General features: G+C 45.7%; 17 protein-coding genes. 3 read left to right on the top strand and 14 right to left on the bottom strand.

Going from position 1 to position 18,362, the window contains the following annotated elements:
* Positions 1-303: 303 nt before the first annotated feature.
* On the bottom strand, positions 304-1,059 hold the full coding sequence (gene fabG, locus CUZ56_RS01610) for a 3-oxoacyl-ACP reductase FabG (protein ID WP_126977584.1): 756 nt from the start codon (positions 1,057-1,059) through the stop codon (positions 304-306).
* A gap of 269 nt (positions 1,060-1,328) precedes the next feature.
* Between fabG and CUZ56_RS01605 the strand changes: the two genes are divergently transcribed.
* The 3 genes from CUZ56_RS01605 (at position 1,329) to CUZ56_RS01595 (ending at position 4,296) form a co-directional block, all read left to right on the top strand.
* Positions 1,329-2,411, top strand: a complete 1,083-nt coding sequence (locus CUZ56_RS01605) for an alpha/beta hydrolase (protein ID WP_126977582.1) — start codon at positions 1,329-1,331, stop codon at positions 2,409-2,411.
* A gap of 90 nt (positions 2,412-2,501) precedes the next feature.
* Positions 2,502-3,548 (top strand): alpha/beta hydrolase, encoded by a 1,047-nt coding sequence (locus CUZ56_RS01600; protein ID WP_126977580.1) that lies wholly within the window; start codon positions 2,502-2,504, stop codon positions 3,546-3,548.
* Between the two features lie 106 nt (positions 3,549-3,654).
* Positions 3,655-4,296, top strand: a complete 642-nt coding sequence (locus tag CUZ56_RS01595) for an NAD(P)H-binding protein (protein ID WP_126977578.1) — start codon at positions 3,655-3,657, stop codon at positions 4,294-4,296.
* Positions 4,297-4,323: 27 nt separating this feature from the next.
* Here CUZ56_RS01595 and CUZ56_RS01590 read toward each other — a convergent pair whose 3' ends face one another.
* The 13 genes from CUZ56_RS01590 to CUZ56_RS01530 all read right to left on the bottom strand — a co-directional run bounded on the left by CUZ56_RS01590 (position 4,324) and on the right by CUZ56_RS01530 (position 18,268).
* On the bottom strand, positions 4,324-5,229 hold the full coding sequence (locus CUZ56_RS01590) for a LysR family transcriptional regulator (RefSeq protein WP_126977576.1): 906 nt from the start codon (positions 5,227-5,229) through the stop codon (positions 4,324-4,326).
* Between the two features lie 81 nt (positions 5,230-5,310).
* Positions 5,311-6,381 (bottom strand): ACR3 family arsenite efflux transporter, encoded by a 1,071-nt coding sequence (gene arsB, locus CUZ56_RS01585; protein WP_126977574.1) that lies wholly within the window; start codon positions 6,379-6,381, stop codon positions 5,311-5,313.
* Between the two features lie 48 nt (positions 6,382-6,429).
* Positions 6,430-8,187 carry an arsenical pump-driving ATPase gene (gene arsA / locus CUZ56_RS01580; protein ID WP_126977572.1) on the bottom strand — a complete coding sequence of 586 codons (1,758 nt, stop codon included), beginning with the start codon at positions 8,185-8,187 and terminating at the stop codon, positions 6,430-6,432.
* A 66-nt stretch (positions 8,188-8,253) separates the two neighbouring features.
* Complete coding sequence (gene arsD, locus CUZ56_RS01575; protein WP_126977570.1) at positions 8,254-8,616, bottom strand: arsenite efflux transporter metallochaperone ArsD; 363 nt, start codon at positions 8,614-8,616, stop codon at positions 8,254-8,256.
* Between the two features lie 27 nt (positions 8,617-8,643).
* Positions 8,644-9,126, bottom strand: a complete 483-nt coding sequence (locus tag CUZ56_RS01570; protein ID WP_126977568.1) for an arsenate reductase ArsC — start codon at positions 9,124-9,126, stop codon at positions 8,644-8,646.
* Entirely contained in the window at positions 9,126-9,449 is a 324-nt protein-coding gene (locus CUZ56_RS01565) for an ArsR/SmtB family transcription factor (RefSeq protein ID WP_126977566.1), read from the bottom strand. Before CUZ56_RS01565 ends, CUZ56_RS01570 begins: the two co-directional genes overlap by 1 nt.
* Before the next feature lie 593 nt (positions 9,450-10,042).
* Positions 10,043-10,456 carry a DUF4279 domain-containing protein gene (locus tag CUZ56_RS01560; protein ID WP_126977564.1) on the bottom strand — a complete coding sequence of 138 codons (414 nt, stop codon included), beginning with the start codon at positions 10,454-10,456 and terminating at the stop codon, positions 10,043-10,045.
* A 127-nt stretch (positions 10,457-10,583) separates the two neighbouring features.
* Positions 10,584-10,991 (bottom strand): hypothetical protein, encoded by a 408-nt coding sequence (locus CUZ56_RS01555; protein ID WP_126977563.1) that lies wholly within the window; start codon positions 10,989-10,991, stop codon positions 10,584-10,586.
* Positions 10,992-11,104: 113 nt separating this feature from the next.
* Positions 11,105-11,458, bottom strand: coding sequence for a hypothetical protein (locus tag CUZ56_RS01550; RefSeq protein ID WP_126977561.1), 354 nt, complete (start codon positions 11,456-11,458; stop codon positions 11,105-11,107).
* Positions 11,459-11,650: 192 nt separating this feature from the next.
* A complete protein-coding gene (locus CUZ56_RS01545; RefSeq protein ID WP_126977559.1) occupies positions 11,651-12,079 on the bottom strand; it encodes a DUF6869 domain-containing protein in 429 nt (142 codons plus the stop codon).
* A gap of 674 nt (positions 12,080-12,753) precedes the next feature.
* A complete protein-coding gene (locus CUZ56_RS01540; RefSeq protein WP_126977557.1) occupies positions 12,754-13,233 on the bottom strand; it encodes a hypothetical protein in 480 nt (159 codons plus the stop codon).
* Positions 13,234-13,485: 252 nt separating this feature from the next.
* A complete protein-coding gene (locus tag CUZ56_RS01535; protein ID WP_162615220.1) occupies positions 13,486-13,956 on the bottom strand; it encodes an ankyrin repeat domain-containing protein in 471 nt (156 codons plus the stop codon).
* A 13-nt stretch (positions 13,957-13,969) separates the two neighbouring features.
* Positions 13,970-18,268 carry an RHS repeat-associated core domain-containing protein gene (locus CUZ56_RS01530; protein WP_162615219.1) on the bottom strand — a complete coding sequence of 1,433 codons (4,299 nt, stop codon included), beginning with the start codon at positions 18,266-18,268 and terminating at the stop codon, positions 13,970-13,972.
* Positions 18,269-18,362: the final 94 nt, after the last annotated feature.

Here is an 18,362-nt window from a genome sequence, read left to right as displayed (position 1 = left end):
TCACAGTTTTTGGGGTATTCTGCCACTCCTGTTTCAAAATGACAAAGCAATTAAGTAATTTATATACTTTTTAATATGGCACAAAACGAAACTGGAAAACAGGCCATCCGGGTAAATGAAAAGCGCACATTGATACTGCATTTAGGGGCAAATTGAAATATTTCAACCCGTCAGGTTTATGCAACAGCAGCCCCGCATATGCGTCACAGATCGCATACTCATACGTACTGTACTACCCACTGCCCTTACCTCCTGTACACCCCCTGCAGGGGGTGCATCAGAATTCAGTGCACAGGATGACGATTACAGCAAAGCCTCAGGCGATTCGGGCAGAATCTGCCCGCCGTCAATGATGATCGTCTGCCCGGTGACAAAGCTCGCCTCCCTGGAGGCCAGAAAGCATACGGCATAGCCAATATCTTTTGGCTCGCCTAAAGTATGCGTAGGAATAATCGCCCGCTGCTGGTTCAGATAGGTTTCGCCCTGCGCCTTTAAACCTTCTGTCAGAATATTGCCTGGCTGAACCGCATTGACGGTGATGCCGTGGCGAGCGTATTCCAATGCAACAGAGCGCATAAACCCGAGCTGCCCGGCTTTCGTGGCGCCATAATGGCTCCAGCCGGGAAAGCCGGTAACCGGCCCGGTAATGGAAGACGTGATGATCACCCTGCCGTATTTTTGTTTTTTCATCAGATTCAACCCTGCCTGAACCACAAAAAACATGCCCTTCAAATTGATGGTATGCATTTGATCCCAGTCGGCTTCTGTCATGTTTTCAAGCATGGCCTGTGGAAAAATGCCTGTGTTGGAACACAAAATATCCAAACGCCCAAACTGTTTTTCCACCTCATTCATCACGGACTGCACATTGTCGTGGTCTGTGACATCCATTTTCAGAAACACCCCATTAAGCTCTTTGGCTGCTTTCTGTCCATTGACCTGGTCAATATCAGCGATCACCACCTGAGCCCCTGCTTGTGCAAGAACCTCTGCAATTCCTTTGCCAATACCGTTAGCGCTTCCTGTCACCAGGGCTACCTGACGCGTCAATTCAAACATTTTTCTCTCCTCTGGCTTAAGTCAATTCATTGTATTGTCAAATAAAAACATGGTGACTCCAGTGATATTGCGTCAATGATGCATGCTTTTAATTGTGTTTCAAATTTTCACAGTACACGCTGTCACTGATGAAATATTTTCACGAGTCCATTCGCATTCAGCCCACTAATCAGGCCTGTTCTTATTTGTTACAGTCAAAATATTAACCAATGCTTTTCTGCAAACATCTGCTCAACAAGCTGTTAAACGCCTGAGAGGAAAAACATCTGATGAAATACCATGCTCAAAAATCACTCCTTTCTCTGCTGTTGTCAACCGCCCTGTTGGCAACCGTCAGCGTTCATGCACAAAGCCTTCATGCCGCCCCGCTCATGATACAAGCGCAAGGCAGTTTTGCCGTTGGCGGAACCATGATACAAAACCCGGGCACATATAATCCGCTTCAACCGTCTCCTGCCGGACAAACGCTGCATGGAGACCATGCCTACGTCTTTTACCAGTTGCCTGTGGATGCACGTCCATACCCCCTGATTTTTCTGCATGGTGCCGGGCAGTTCTCCAAAACGTGGGAAAGCACACCCGATGGCCGGGAAGGATTTCAAAATATTTTCCTCAGGCGTGGTTTTGGTGTTTATCTGGTTGATCAACCCCGCAGAGGCAATGCGGGGCGCAGCACACAAACCTTGACAGTACAGGCTACACCTGATGACCAGTACTGGTATGGCAACTTCAGAGTGGGCACATGGCCAGATTATTTCCCCGGTGTGCAGTTTCCGCAGGATGCTGAAAGCCTGAACCAGTATTTTCGCCAGATGACCCCAAACACCGGCCCTTTTGACCTTGATGTCATCTCCGATGCCCTGTCAGCACTGTTTGACAAAGCCGGCCCGGGAATTCTGGTGACCCATTCTCAAGGCGGTGGGCCGGGATGGTATACCGCCATCAAGAACTCCAATGTCCGCGCTGTGGTTGCATATGAACCTGGAAGCAATTTTGTTTTCCCACTGGGAGAAGTTCCGCCACCCATGACCAGTTCTGCCGATACGCTGGAAGCGATTGGCATCCCGCTATCCGACTTTATGAAGTTGACCCGGATTCCCATTGTCATTTATTACGGGGACTATATCCCTGAGCAGCCATCCAACGTGCCTGGCCAGGACCAATGGCGCACACGGCTGGCCATGGCAAGGCTGTGGGCTGACACCGTTAACCGGCATGGGGGTGATGCCACTGTCGTGCATTTACCGGAGATAGGTATCACAGGCAATACACATTTTCCGTTCTCCGATTTGAATAATGTTGAAATAGCCGACCTGCTCTCCAAATGGCTGCGTGAAAAAGGCCTGGATTAAAAAGGAAATGAAATTCAATACGTAAGTAAAACCGAATAACAGTATCAGCGGGCAATGCGTTGATGCGTCTCCGAATGAAAGGAATGAAGAATGATCAAAAAAACTTATCTGGCAGCCTTGATAACAACGGTATTGGCAAGTAGCGCTATGGCCGCTGACTACAGGCAAAACCCGTTCACATTGGCCTACGAAGGTGCAATTACCCAAAATATAGCCGGCCAGGTCAACATTCATCCTGTAACTTACCGACTGAACGGATTGACTATTGCTGCCAATGTTTACACACCGGCACACTATGACCCCAGTCAGCAGTACCCTGCAATCGTCATTGCACACCCGAATGGTGGCGTGAAAGAACAGGTTGCCGGGTTGTATGCCCAGCAGCTGGCAGAGCGTGGATATATCACCATTACGGCGGATGCCGCTTATCAGGGCGCCAGCGGTGGCGAGCCACGCAATGTAGATAAACCCGCTAACCGGATTGAGGATATACATGCCATGGCAGACTATATCACGCAGTATCCGGGCGTCGATACCGGCCGCCTTGGCTTGCTTGGTATTTGCGGTGGCGGCGGTTATGCCTTGAAAGCAGCGCAGACGGACAAGCGTTTCCAGTCGGTAGCCACATTAAGCATGTTTGATTCAGGCCTGGTCAGGCGCAACGGCTATATGGATTCGCAACTCTCCACCATACAGGAACGCTTGGCACAGGCAACCGAAGCCAGAGCACAGGAAGCTGCCGGTGGAGAAACCATCTATACAGGCGATGCACAACTGACGGATGCGCAAATCGCCGCGCTGCCGTATGACCTGTACCGCCAGGGGTTTGAATACTACGGCAAAACGCATGCGCACCCGAACTCAACCTTCAGGTACACCATGAGCAGCCTGCTGGAATTAATGCGCTTTGATGCCACAAGTCACATGGATCTGATCAATCAGCCCTTGTTGATGATAGCTGGCAGCAAAGCCGATTCACTGTACATGACCGAAAAAGCATTTAACGGCGCAACAGGCACACAGAACAAGGAACTGTTCCTCATCCCGAATGCCACCCATATTGAAACCTATTGGGTACCAGAATATGTGGATCAGGCCGTAACCAAACTGACTCAGTTTTTCAGTGAAAATCTGTAATGTATTAAGACAATGGAAAAGCAGCCACGGCATGCCGGCAGATACCGGCAAGCGTGAAGCGCTGCTTCTCCCTGCCCTCTAACCAGTATCGATAAAGACCATGCATATGAATATTCTGATACTTGGCGCAGCAGGCCAGGTTGCCAGACTGCTGGAAGCAAAGCTGCTCAGGCAAACAGACGCTTACCTGGTGCTATATGCCCGCAACGCGCACCACAGGCTGAAAGTATTGGCCCCGGCCAGAGAAAAGCTGGTGGACGGTGACTTTCATGACACAGAAACTCTGATCAAAGTCATGCGCGGAGTTGACCTGGTTTATATCAACGACATGGGCGATAAAACAGCCACCTCAGCCATTGCAAGTGCCATGGAGCGCAGCGGAGTCAAAAGAGTCATTGCCGCATCCATTCTGGGTATTCATGATGAGGTACCAGGTGCATTTGGGCAATGGAATGAAAAAATGGTTGGCAAACGTGGCATTCAAAAACAAAAAGAATCGGCCGCAGTCTTGGAACAGTCTTCGCTGGCCTACACCCTGCTGCGTCTGACCTGGTTATACAACCAGAATGACAACGACAGGTATATGCTTACCTTCAAAGGGGAGCCTTTTGTCGGCGCGCAAGTCACCAGGCAGGCTGTTGCTCAACTGATTGTTGACATCATTCAAGATGATAGCGACCGGTTCATCCGTGCCAGCGTTGGTGTCAGCGAACCGGATACAGACTGGAACAAGCCTTCATTTTATTGAGCATTTCCGCTCCTGAACATCAGCAGTTCAGCCTTCTTTTCCAGGCGCATACCTCAATGCATCGAGCAACAAGCTGAAAGCTTTAGAAGGCTGCCTGCGGTTGGGATAATACAGATGGTAACCGGTAAACGGCTCGCACCAGTCTTCAAGCACACGAACCAGCCTGCCATGCTTGATATGACCGCGCACCAGGTCTTCCGGCACATAAGCAATACCTGCACCTGCCAATGCAGCATCAAGGCGCTGGCTGGTCTGGTTAAAAATAAGCTGCCCATGAACCTGCACTTTCAGCTGGCGTCCTTCTTTTTCAAACTCCCAGGCATACAGGTTATCGTACCGGGGCAAGCGCAGGTTAATGCAGTTGTGCCGGGCCAAATCCTGCGGGATTTCAGGCCGGGCATATTGTTGAAAGTATGCAGGCGTTGCCACCACAGCCATACGCATATCGGGGCCGATGCGTACTGCAATCATGTCATTGTCCAGATTCTCTCCAAGACGGACCCCGGCATCAAATTTTTGTTCTACGATATCAATAAGGCCATAATTGATTGCCACCTCCACTTTGATGTCAGGATACTGAGGCAAAAACTTGGTCAGCTTTGGCAGCAGAATGGTATTGACTGCATGCTCAGCCGCATTGATTCGAATTGTGCCGGATGGCACATTTTTAAACTCGCTCAGAACCGCGAGCCTGTTTTGCATCTCTTCAATCAATGGCTGGATATTTTCCAATACATATTCGCCAGCTTCGGTTGCCGATACACTGCGAGTGGTCCGCGTAAGCAGCCGCAGCTTCATACGCTCTTCCAGATTACGCATCGTATGGCTTAGCGCAGAAGGCGATACGCCCATTTTGGCTGCTGCACGCGTAAAACTGCGCTCTTGCGCAACAACCATAAAGGCAATGAGATCATTCAGATTATCATGTAACATTTACGCGCGGCTTTGTACTGTATCCGCAAAAACCGGATAGTTAATTTTTCAGTATAAAAGAATGAACCCATAACTTACGGTTCAGCCTTTTTGTTTAGTCAGGTTAAAAATATTTTCCCTGATCCATAAAGCCACGTTCACCAACAGGATTAATACAGGCACTTCCACCAGCGGACCAATCACCGCAGCAAAAGCAACTGGAGATGCCAGCCCGAACGCCACAATGGCTACAGCAATTGCCAGTTCAAAATTATTGCTGGCAGCGGTAAACGCCATCGCTGTGGTTTTGGGGTAGTTTTCCTTGGCAACTTTACCCATGAAAAAACTCAGGGCAAACATGATGACAAAGTAAAACACCAGTGGCACAGCAATGCGCAAGGCATCCAGCGGTAACCTCACCACTTCATTACCCTTCAGGCTGAACATTGCCACAATCGTAAATAACAAGGCAACGAGCGTGATCGGGCTGATTTTGGGCAGAAAGCGGTTTTGATACCACTCATCGCCCTTGGTTTTACGCAAGAAGTAACGGGTCAAGAAGCCTGCCACAAACGGAATGCCCAGATAAATAAGAACTGCCTCGGCCACCGTGCCAAAGCTGACATTGATGACACTTCCGGCCAGCCCGAATAAGGGTGGCAGGTAAGATAGGTAGAACCACGCAAAGACGCTAAAAAAAAGAATCTGAAAAATAGAGTTAAAGGCAACCAGTGCGGCAACATACTGGTTGTCACCATCAGCCAACTGGTTCCACACCAGCACCATCGCAATACAGCGAGCCAGGCCAATCAGGATAACGCCTGTCATGTATTCGGGATAGTCTCTTAAAAAGATCACGGCCAGAATAAACATCAGTGCCGGCCCAATGATCCAGTTTTGTATCAACGAAAGGGTCAGAATCTTTTTGTCAGCAAACACCTTGGGCAGCTCCTCATAGCGTACCTTGGCTAACGGCGGGTACATCATGAGAATCAGGCCAATCGCAATCGGGATGTTGGTGGAGCCCACCGACAGCGAATTGAGCGTTTCAGGCAACGAGGTAAAAACGGTTCCCAACATAATGCCCAACGCCATGGCGGCAAAAATCCACAGCGTCAGGTATCTGTCCAGAAATGAAAGCCGTTTGGCGGGTGTGTTTGTCGGGCAACTCATGGTTATTTCACCTTCATGCAGAGGCTGTTTTTCAGCTCATACTTTGCTTTATGCATTGGCTAATCGGGCCAGTGCTTCTATTCCAACGGGTTCCTGTGCCCGCAATGGAACCACTGCAAAACGCCGGGCGCATTTGGAAATAACTTTTCGTATTTGCGGCAGTTCACTTTGTGCCCGCAACTGTAATAAAGGCGATTGTGTATGCGCCGCCGCCACGCTGTTGTTGATCACCCATACCCATGGCTCAATGCCAGCGCGCCGCAGGTCATCCTGCAAGTGGGCAGCTTCCAGAACCGGCGTGGTTTCAGCCAGCGTTGTGATGATGACTTTGGTGTAATCCGGGTCTTGCAGACGCATCATCGGGGTCGTGAAGTGTGTCTGGCTCTTCGCCATCTGCCGGGAGACTTCACGGTGATAAGCGCCTGTCGCATCCAGCAGCAGCAAGGTGTGCCCTGTAGGGGCAGTATCCATGACGACGATTTTCCTGCCCGCTTCGCGGATGATGCGGGAGAACGCCTGAAACACCGCGATTTCCTCGGTGCAAGGAGACCTCAAATCCTCTTCCAGCACCAGCCGATCCTGCTCGCTCATGTTCTTGCCAGTGGTTTCCAGAACATGCTGGCGATAACGCTCGGTTTCCTCTTTGGGGTCAATACGGCTGACCGTCAGGTTCGGTAATTGCTGGTCAAGGGTATTGGCCAGATGTGCCGCCGGGTCGGAAGTAGATAAATGAACATCCAACCCTCTCTGCGCGAGATGAACAGCAATAGCAGCCGCCAAAGTGGTTTTGCCGACGCCGCCCTTGCCCATCAGCATGACCAGCCCGTGCTGCTGAGTTTCCAGTGCTTTAAGAAGTTGTGCCAGTGTAGGCACATCAGGCATAGAGACATCTTTCGGGTTGGCTTTTGTCTGTAACGTTGTTGTGCTGTCAAACAAATGGCTCAGCGCTTCCACACCAACCAGATTAAAAGGCTTCAGCGGCAACCTGTCTGTCGGAAGCTGTTTAAGCTGGTCGGGCATCGATTTAATGGCAGCCTGCTCACGGCTATAAATGGCTTGAGCCAGCGCATCATCGGCAACATCCTGTTCATCCAGCACACCATTGATCACCAGATACTGGTTATGTATGCCGAGTGCAGCCAGTTCTTCATAGGTGCGGGCGACTTCAAGCAAAGCGCTTTTCTGTGCTCTGGCAACCAGTACCAGCCGGGTTTGGTTGCCATCGGCCAAGGCATTAACGGCATTCTGGTATTGTTCCTTTTGTTTTTCCAACCCGGCTAACGGACCCAGGCAGGAACTGCCTTCGGGGTTATGCGAGATGAATTCACTCCACGCGCCTGGCAATTGCAGCATACGAATGGTATGGCCTGTGGGAGCAGTGTCAAAAACAATATGGTCAAATTGCGCCAATAATTCCTGATTGGTCAGCAAACCGGTGAATTCGTCAAAAGCCGCAATTTCGGTTGTACAGGCACCTGAAAGCTGTTCCTCGATACCAGCGACCACATCATCAGGCAGAATGCCTTTGACAGGATCGACAATGCGTTTTCTGTACTGCTCCGCCGCCGCTTGAGGATCAAGCTCAATCGCTGAAAGGTTGGCAACGGCAGCAATGGGCCGAATAACCGGGCCAATGGATTGTTCAAACACCTGCCCGACATTGGAAGCGGGGTCGGTGCTGACCAACAACGTGCGTTTGCCCTGGTTGGCGAGCTCAATTGCTGTGGCACAAGCCAGAGAGGTTTTACCAACACCGCCTTTTCCGGTAAAAAAAACAAAAGGAGAGATATGCGCCAGGAATTTCATCGTAAGCACCTTGATTTAATACGTTAGTTTTTGAGCGTTGCTGGCGTTAAACCGCCTCCAACCAAATTAGCAGCAGCCTGATTTTTTACCTCCGCAACAGCTTTTCGCTGTGTCAGGTTCGCTGAATTCGATTTTTGCCCAATGCGCCAGTTCTTTTCGTGACGGGTAACGCCCGGCCAGTGCAACCTCACCATCAATGAGAATCAACGGCAATGAACCGGCACCTGATCTTTCAAGAAACTTCTTCACCAGTTCATTCTGGGCAAAAGCCATTGGCTGTTGTGAAAGGTTGAAGCGTTCAATGGTCAGTCCCTGCTTTTTGGCCCAATCCACATCAGCGGCAAAATTCACCAGCGCCGGATCGACTTCGGTGCCGCAAACACCTGTGCTGCAGCATAAGGCGGGATCGAATACCTGGACTTTTATCATTTCATTACTCCTTTAACTATTGAAATTTTAAAGTTTAAAAAAACGCTGCCCAGCAATATCTATCAGATGCTGCAATTCTTCATCTGACAGTTCGTTAATAGGATGTTGCAGGAAAAAAGTGATTCCTTGATCAAGCTGGCTGAAAGTCTCTTCAAACACAGCGATAACCTCCTCTTCGCTGCCCGTTGCTTTCGCCGGATCATTCAACCCCCAATGCCCCCCAAGAGCTTTACCCAGGTAGGCCGGACAGGTTTCGCCCGCAGCAGAAGCGCAAACCGTAATGACAATGTCCGGAGTTGTTTCCAATTCATCCCATGATTTGCTACTTAAGCCTTTTATATCAATGTGATGCCGTTGCAGTACAGCAATGGTACCTGGGTGTACATAACCTGCAGGATAGCTGCCTGCACTGACCGCCCTCCAGTTTTGCGGTGCCATATGGTTAAAAACTGCCTCTGCCAGAATTGAGCGACATGAATTGCCTGTACATAAAAAAAGGACATGCCGCATTACTTTTTACCCTTTTTGCAAGAAGTATTTTTGCTGCTCTGGTCGATGCAGCATTGTTCAGTCAGAAAGCCTGCCAACTCCTTCATCAAAGGTAAATTTGCCCTGTACCGTAAAAAGCGGCCCTCCTGTTCAACCGAGATCAGTTGGCAGTGAGTCAGGGCCTTAAGGTGGAATGACAGATTAGAAGCCGGAATGTCTAATGTATTGGCAATTTCACCGGCAACCAGCCCTTCCGATCCGTGACGGATCAACAGGATAAAGACACTCAGTCGCACAGGCGAAGAGATGCATTCAAAGTATTTTGCAGCGTCAATGGTATTCATTTTTAACATTCTTATATTTCAACTATTATTGAAATAATAACAGAAGCAGCAAACTTGTCAAGTATGGTTTTTTGTTTATTTAGGTAAACACTGGGCAATGGCAGCGCCTGTACCCAATCGCAGATAGATATGTAAGCAACGCCTTTGAATCCACTCACTCACGCCCGATAGTTCATGTTTTCTTATAAATAGCACTTAACCACTTTGAGTTTAGATTTTCATCGTATCTTGTTCCAAAACCAGAACAACAATTTATCTCCCTGTCTTTCCTTCATCAACTCAACACTATAGTATTGTCTCAGGCACTTCAGATTCATTATGATCTGGTTCTGGTTGTTGGGTAGCGTTTTACCAAATACTTCACTCTGAGCTTTCCAGGTAATTTCTCCATTTCCATCGGTTACCACCTGCACCATACCTAGGTGTTGATATGCAGACAGCAATGCTCTGCTAGTGTAATTATGGTCTAAGTCATTGATGCTCCAAACACTCAAGGGGTATAACCACACACAGTCATACCCCCTGAAATTATAAGAAACGATTTTTATTTCTATTTTCAAATTATTATAAATATAAAACTTCAAAACATTTCTTTAATCCTCACCATAAATATCAAAATTTAAATCAATACCCAATTCTCCCATTTGTTTTAATAAAGAATAGTCTAAAATAAATCCTGAATTAAAACCAGTGAACCAACCAATAAAAAACTCTGAACTGCCACCCTCTTGACGAATATTTTGAAATAGTTCTTTATGTTCTGAGAATTCATTCAACAATTTTTTTACAGCTTCTTCAAACTGTTTAAAGTCCTTTTTTTCACAAACTCTAGAAATAAAGGAGCTATATTCATAAACTCCGCCTAATAAAGTTCCTTTATTATCGACTCTAAGATCATTGATTTTATTCATGATCTTTGGTCTCAATTTCAAGGAATCACAAATCTCAGTGGGATCTGTCTTATAACTTTTAATTCTAAGAGATATAACAAAATAAGAATCTGACATCAACGCATCTATTCACAACAATCAATAATTTGATTATTCTCATCCATAAAATAATACAATTTCAATCATTTGAAAATAATAATATCATTAATTATTATTTAAAAATTTTATAATTAAAACATAATAATCATAAATTAATAAAAATTTCTTTTATTATGAATACAAAAGCAAAAATTAAAAAAATTGCCAATATTATATTATATAAAAAATAATATATACTTATATTTGTTTTTTTGAATAGCTCCTCCAAATCTTGAATACTGATTGAATCTTCATTATTATATGGACCAATCCAATAAAAAGGAAGACCTCCCGGCTCTTGCCACACAACAAATGGTTTTTCATAATAATTAAACCTAACAAGAATATCAAAGTATCTCGAAAAAAAACCTGTTCTACGAACTTTACTAACATTTGGATTTTGTTTTAGAATTTTTATTATTTTTGGTAAAATTATATGGCTATTATCTATACTATCAATTTCAAAAGCAACCATTTGCCCAATTTGCGGATCATACTCTGGATAAGTTTTCATTAATTTTGCCCCAATATTTATATTCCCATTTTAAGGATTATTTCATATTATCAGCTTCATGAAATATGATATTACTTCTCTCTACATATTCATTAAAAAATTTTACTCTGAATTTATTCTTGATGGGTTGGATATCCCAGAGAATACTCTAGATAATTTTTAAGTGCCTCCTGAAATTGCTCAACTACTTCTAACTCTGAATTACCTTGAAGAAGCTCTGGAGAATAAAACGCATCTTCCACAAAAAATCTCTCATCGCATACGTGTTCAGGAACTCCATTTTTCTGAGGAAATGTCGGCTGAACTCTATAAAATTCTATTCGATAAACTTTTCCTGAAAATTTATCTGAGCCCACTTCACGCATCACCTCTAGTCGATAATTCAGTTCGTCACAATCACCATTCACGAGCGGTAATAAGATCCGTTCAACATCAAAAACTTTAACAATTTCAAACATTTTTTTCATTCTGCTTCTTTTATTTTTTTGTACAGCTACATTGACAATACCTTTTTAAGTACCAAGGCAAACTTAGTTGTTTGAAAATTGTTATTACTCAGATTAGCCTGCTGATAGAGTTGCGGACTGCATCGTATGCATAGCTTTCTACCGGTAACCCATTTTAAAGGGCTTGAACAGAATGCGATCCATCCAGAAAGCTTACCTATCAATATTAACTAAAGCCACAATTTGCTCCCAAAGCTCATCAGAAGTAACCTGATACATCCACGAAAACAGGCCTCTGAACTTGCCGCTGTTTTTGGCTCTGTATTCAATCTGTGGCATAACCGCCTCCCCATATTTCGCTAACAGGCTTTCTAAGGGTCCTGCCGCCAGATTACATAAAACAGCTTCATGATCTGTCTGCAAAAGAACCTCATCAATAACTAAAAATGCCTTTCCTGGGAAATAGTTGACCAGGTCAAACATAGCAGCGTCCCCCCAAGGATTGGTGTCAGCCGGAAGAATCATAGGCTTTTCATCATCAAGATTTATTTTTTCGTACCGTTCAATCCAAGCTTTTGCAATGCGTGATATTTCACTCGGCCCTATGTTGGAAGGATCTATCCCTGAAATCAATAACATCATTTCTCCTTGGTTAGCAAGATGAACGTGTCAACAAAAACAGAAGTTCTTACTGCTCAAAAGGATATCGCCATACTTGCTCTTTGCACAAATGAAGGAATATTGTTTGCAGGTATTTGAAAAATTGACATCCTTTGCAGTGTTCTCAGCACAAACAAACCAAGAAAGTTAAAATAAATTAGCAGATTTCCCATTACATACTTATATCATTGATACCTGCATTAAGTCCAATCGGATCTCTCTACATGCATCTGCCTGTCTGTGGGGTGCAATCACCTGTAGGATATAACTGATTTTATTGTTATTCAGATTGAAAATAACGTGCCGTCAATTTGCTTCTCACAGCAATCAACACAGCACGTTAATCTCAAAATGGCATTGCTTATTAATTTTTATCTATTTTTATTTCAATAGTGTTTCAATTTACATAAATTTAAAGCAAGAAATAAAGTAGTGCACAAATTATTATGATTAGCAAAAAATGGAAAGCACCTCAAAAAAATCCAATAACAAAAATAATAAAGTCGATCATACTCCTTTAGAAATGCTTTTCTTAGTTGATTCCTAAATATCAAATCTTCTGTTCACATAAATATCTATCAAATTACTTTTTAGTGAAACTGCAGTTTTATATTAACTCTTATATACTTTACTTAACATATATTTTGTTCAATTTATTAATTAAATTCGCAAACACCACTTGCACCAAATCCACAAAAACCATCTAATACATAAACACCTCCAACCTGATTATCGGCATCTCCTTCACCTAGCATCGTTAATCCATAATAGGATGACCAAACAAACCACATTTTATAATTTGTTGTTTTTTCAATAACCCATAAATCATAACCATGATTTATATGGTAATAGTTAACTATTTTATATAATTCCCCATTATATTCCCATTCTTTAACCTCTATATTTCCCTGTGGCACAGCAAATTTCATAACCCCAGATGAAAAACAATGAAAATTGATATCGACATTACAAAATTCAGCATCAGAAATAACATCTTTTACACCAAATCCGTTAGTTTTAGGAGAAATTATAATAAAATTACTATCTCTAGAAATACGATAATAATAATAATCGCCACTGTTTTCTGCATTACAAATAGAATACAAAAATAAAATAATCAATATAAAAAAACGCACATTTAATTTCCTTCAATCAATAAAATTTTTAGTAAATCTACATTAAAAATAGCTCTATGTTTAAAACATAGAGCCTATCATTTATTCTTAAATTTAAAACTAAACTGATCTCAGTTCCTTTTGTTCATTCAACGGTAAATCCTGTAACAACCATTCTGGAAGAATAAGCACTTTTACACGGTCTCCAACTTGAAAATCCACTTTAGCCTCCTCCTTGGTAATTTCTCCTTTAAATTTAGTATTTCATCATTTTTATTTTTTAAAATCTAATAAAAAAATTTTATTCTTTTTAATTATCCTATCCTTTGCATTTAATTTAAATACTGAATCTGGGATACTTAATGAAGCGCCTTGACTAATTAAATATGCAGCTACCTCATCATGATCCCATTGAATTGCATAATTAAGCCCTGTCATATCATCCTGACCAAGAGTATCTATTTCATAACCAAGTCTACAAAAATTTTTCACTATAAAAATTAAACCCTTCTTTGCTGCTAAATGAAAAGCTGTATCGTCAAATATATTTCTTGAATACATATCAGCTCCATGCTCCAAAAGCCACTCAACAATTAAACTTTTTTCCATGTTAACTGCATAAATTAGAGGAGTCCTTTCAAAATAATCTTCTGAATAAATATTTATATTATTTGATTTACTCCATAATTCAATTCCAGGAATATCTTCATTATAAATTAGATTAAAAATCAAATCATTTTCCATAATATAATTAACTTTATTTACATAATTGCTGAACTTGATTGCTGGCATTATTTATCTGTCTCCTTAATTGTTCAAGATAATTTAAATGCCCCTTTCTTCTAATATCGAAATCAACCCATTTATCCACCCAACTCTTTCTAGCTTCCAAACATGCTTCAGCCTTTGCTAAATTGAATACAGCCCACTCGCATGTCTTTGGTTGATACGGATTTTTTTGATCGCACTCATCATGATATCTTCTCTGATCTTCTATTGCTTCCATTTGTCCTTCTACTACTCTAGCAATATCTGTTACTCTATTTGCTTCTCTCAACGTATTTCTATTGACAAGTGCTCCCGTCCTATCTCGACATCCCTGCGCATATTCTCTATCTTGCCATCTTTGTGCTTCTTCTCTATCACGTGGCAACGCAACTAAACCTGGATATGTCGGAACAACGCTACTGTTTACAGAATTATTCATTTGCCCTGCAACATAACCTGCATAGCCTCCAGATATCCCCGAAATACCCCACCCAACTACTGCTGCGGGATTAAGTTTACCTTCAGGATCATAAAATTTCAAAGGTGTATTTAAAACGTAAGAATAAACATTCACGCCTGCATTAAGCCCAATAGGATCCCTCTGAATATACCGGCCTATTTGCGGGCTGTAATCCCTGAAATAGTTATAGTGTATGCCTGTCTCCTGGTCAAAATATTGCCCCGGGAACCTCAGGTTCATTGTGATCTGATTTTGCTCATTTAGAAGTGTTCTGCCAAATGCTTCACTTTGAGCTTTCCATGTAATTTCGCCATTTCCATTGGTCGCCATTTGCACCGTTCCCAAATGGTCAGTATGCAAGTAATGGAACTCCGCCGTTTGCAGATTGTTGCTACTGAGGTTAACCTGCCACAGCGGTGCTGTACCGTACATGCTGCCTGGCTGCCAGCCATAAGCCACAAGCATATTACCCTGATCATCAATCTCCGCAATCAGCCCTTCGTCTGTATACAAATAGTATGTTGTCTGCCCATTGACGGTTTTGCTGATTCTCCTGCCAAACGGGTCATACTGGTAGCTGGCTATCTCCACACCGTTTTTGCTGATGCTCACCAGTCTGTCGCTGGCATCGTAGTGATATGTGGTGATCTGCCCGGCCTGGGTTGCTGTGGCAATATGCCCTGTTTCTGTATAGGTGTAGCTAACCTGTGCCGACCCGCTGCCGTATTGCATTAACTGGTTGTTGGCGTTGTATTCCCATGCCCCAGCTTGCTGACTGCTGCCGATGCGGTTATGGACTGCATCGTATGCATAGCCTTCTACCGGTAACTTATTTTGAAGATTTTGCGGTGGCACAGCCTGGATGAGCTGATCGAGTTGATCATAACCATAAGTAAACTCACCTTCTTCTGTTTGTCTTTGTATGATGTTGCCCGCAGCATCATAGGTATAACCACGGCTCATCAGTGTATTCTGGCCGGCTTGGATGTCTATGTTCTGCATTCTTTGCAGCGGGTCGTAGCTCAGGGTCTGTTCAGTACCAGGATAATTGACCTGTGTCGGTCTCAACCATTCATAGCCATTCCAGACCATGGACAGTTCGTTGGGCAGGGTGACGGTTTGAAGCTGGCCGTTCTCATAAGCATGGCTTTGTACGCTGCCATCGGGGTAGGTGAGTCTTTGCAGTTCGCCATCTGCTGTGTAGCTGTAACCCAGCGTCAGGGTGAAAGCATCGCTACCTTGCCCATAGGTGATTTGCTCCTGTGTGATGCGCCCTAGTTCGTCACGGGCATATACATGGTGGCTATTTGTGCTGCCACTTTGAACCACTTCAATCAACTGGTCTGCTTCATTGTACTGGTAGCTGATGGCCTGCTGTGGCTGCGCTTCGCCTAGTACAGTGTAACTTTTCTGCACCAGTCTGCCTGCGGCATCATAAGCATACGCAGTGGTATTGCCTGCTGCATCGACCATCTGGGTAAGCTGGTTGGCCGCATCGTAGCTATAGCGGGTAGCCTGCCCCATGGGGATGGTTTCCTGGGTCAGGTTGCCATTAGCATCGTACTCAAACTGGTGAGTGTTGCCGTTGGCGTCTGTCACCCGGGTCACCTGCCCCGTCAGGTTCCAGGCCTGCAGGGTCTGTCCGCCCAATACGTCTGTGTATAAAATCGGATTGCCCAGTGCATCATATTCGGTTTGTGCAGTGCGGCCCATGGCATCTGTCATGCTCACCGTCTGCCCCATGGCATCGTAACCGGTACGGTAGGTGAGTACGGTGGCATTGTTGCCTGTACCGGGTTCTGTGCCCAATACCTGGCTGACCTGTGTGGGCAGGCCCAACGCGTTGTATTTGTAGGTTTCGCGGTAAGTGGGGTATATAACCCCCACCACCATGCCGTCCAGCCCGCTGCCTGCTGCGCCGTATTCAATAGCCGTTTCGTTGCCTGCTGCATCAGTCATGCGGTGCAGGCGGCCCTGGTTGTCATAAGCAACCCGGCTGGTCAAACCGGAAGGCAACGTAGTGCTCACCAGCTTGCCTGTTATATCATATTGGTAGCTGACGCTTTGGCCCAGCGCGTTGGTCTGGGTAATGGTGGTGCCGGTAGCATTAAACACGTAAGTGTAGGTGCTGGTGTTGCCCCGTGCATCTGTGGCCTGGGTAACTCGCCCAAGTGCATCCGTTTCGTAGCGTGTGACATGCCCCAGCGGGTCTGTGCTGCTCAGCGGATGCCCCGCAGCGTTGTAGGTATACATCCAACTGTGGTTAAGCGGGTTGGTGGCGCTGATAAGCTGTCCCAGCGTGTTGTAGCCAAAATGGTAGTTATAGCCTTTGCCGTCTGTCAGCGTGCTGACGTTGCCGTTTGGGTCATAGGCCAGATGCAGTTCAATGGTGTCATTCCCCTGCCTCAGGGTAAACTGAGTAGGCTGGCCGTAAGCGTCATACACCCAGGCGCCTGTGCGCTGCTCAGGCGTGCCTGCGGCCTCCACACTTTGCAGCAAATTGCCATTGCTGTCATAAGCAAAGATGGTGACCTGCCCCAATGCGTCGGTATAGCGCGTGGGTTTGTTCAGGTTATCATCGTATTCAAAGGTTTCTACCGCACCATCAGGCCGAATGATTTTAAGCGGGTTGTTGGCCCGGTTGTACTGCACGGTGGTGGTCAGCCTGCGCGCGTCTATGGTTTTGGTCTGGTAGTCACCATCGCGCTCCATGGTGACCTGAAGCTCACCGTTCACACTGCGTGAAATGAGTTTACCTTCAATGTTATAGCGTGATGTGGTCTGCACACCCAGCGGGTCTTCCATGGTAATGGCGTATTCACGTACCACACGGTTATAGTCAGTGTTCCACAGTGTCACTGCGCCGGTTTTATCTGTATAGGTGCCTACACGTGCAACCTGTTCTCCTTGCGTTTGTGTGCCAGTGTTTGCCACAGCGCTTTGCTGCAAACCGGCTGCATTTTTACCACTGACCATAGCCGGGTCAGCCGCAGGCACACTGCTCGCATAACCAATGCGGATTATGCCGCCATCAGGTTCGGTACGCTGGTTGAGCTGGCCGTTGCCGTCGTAGCCGTAATGCCACTCATGGCCCAGCACATCGGTTACGGTCAATAGCCTGTCGCCCTGCCAAGTGTAGAGTACGGTGCGGCCATTGGCATCCTGTGCCTGCACGAGGCGTTCATTGGCATCATAGTTTAATGTGTAAATGGTCTGGCCATGGTGGTCTTTTACGCCCACGCGGCGGCCCTCACCGTCCAGCTCAAAACTCACCTGCACACCATTGTGGTCGCCATAGCCCGTCATACGGCCTGCACTGTCATAGGTAATCCAGTTGCCGTCACGGTCGTACCAGCGCCAGCCGGTATCTGTTTTGCGGATATAAGCCTGTATGTCGCTGAATGCGTACACATCGGTCGTGCCGCTACGGGTATACAGGGTGCCGGCACGGTCAATGGTCTGCACACTGCTACCCAGCGGGTCAGCGATAAAGCGCAGGTTGGCCCAACTGGAGTTTAAGTACCAGCGGCCGTTGCGCCAGGTGCGCTCCAGCGCCACTTCACCGCCCAGCACTTTCACCCGCATGTCCACCGTGCTTTCGATGTACTCGGCATTGGGCAGCTTGACGGTTGCGGTAAAGTCGCTGCGCACAAACTGTGCCTGTGCTGTACCTGTGCCCACCAGCGCCGCACTCATTACCAGCCCTGCGGCCAGGGTACGCACTACTTTTTTAAGCCGGTGCGGAACAGCTTTTCTGCCCCTGCCCAAGCAGGCTGGAGTCTGTTTGTTGAATTTTGTATTCATCATCTGTTTTGCAATCTGTTTCATTCGGATAATCCCCACTCTTGATCTGCCACGTTCCATTCACTGTCTGTTACTGTCTGGTAGCTTGCAAGCTGCCGGGCTGATATAAGGGTTGGCA

The organism is Saezia sanguinis, assembly GCF_003991585.1.
Taxonomy (GTDB): Bacteria; Pseudomonadota; Gammaproteobacteria; order Burkholderiales; family Burkholderiaceae_C; genus Saezia; species Saezia sanguinis.
This window is presented reverse-complemented; position numbering and strand designations above follow the sequence as displayed.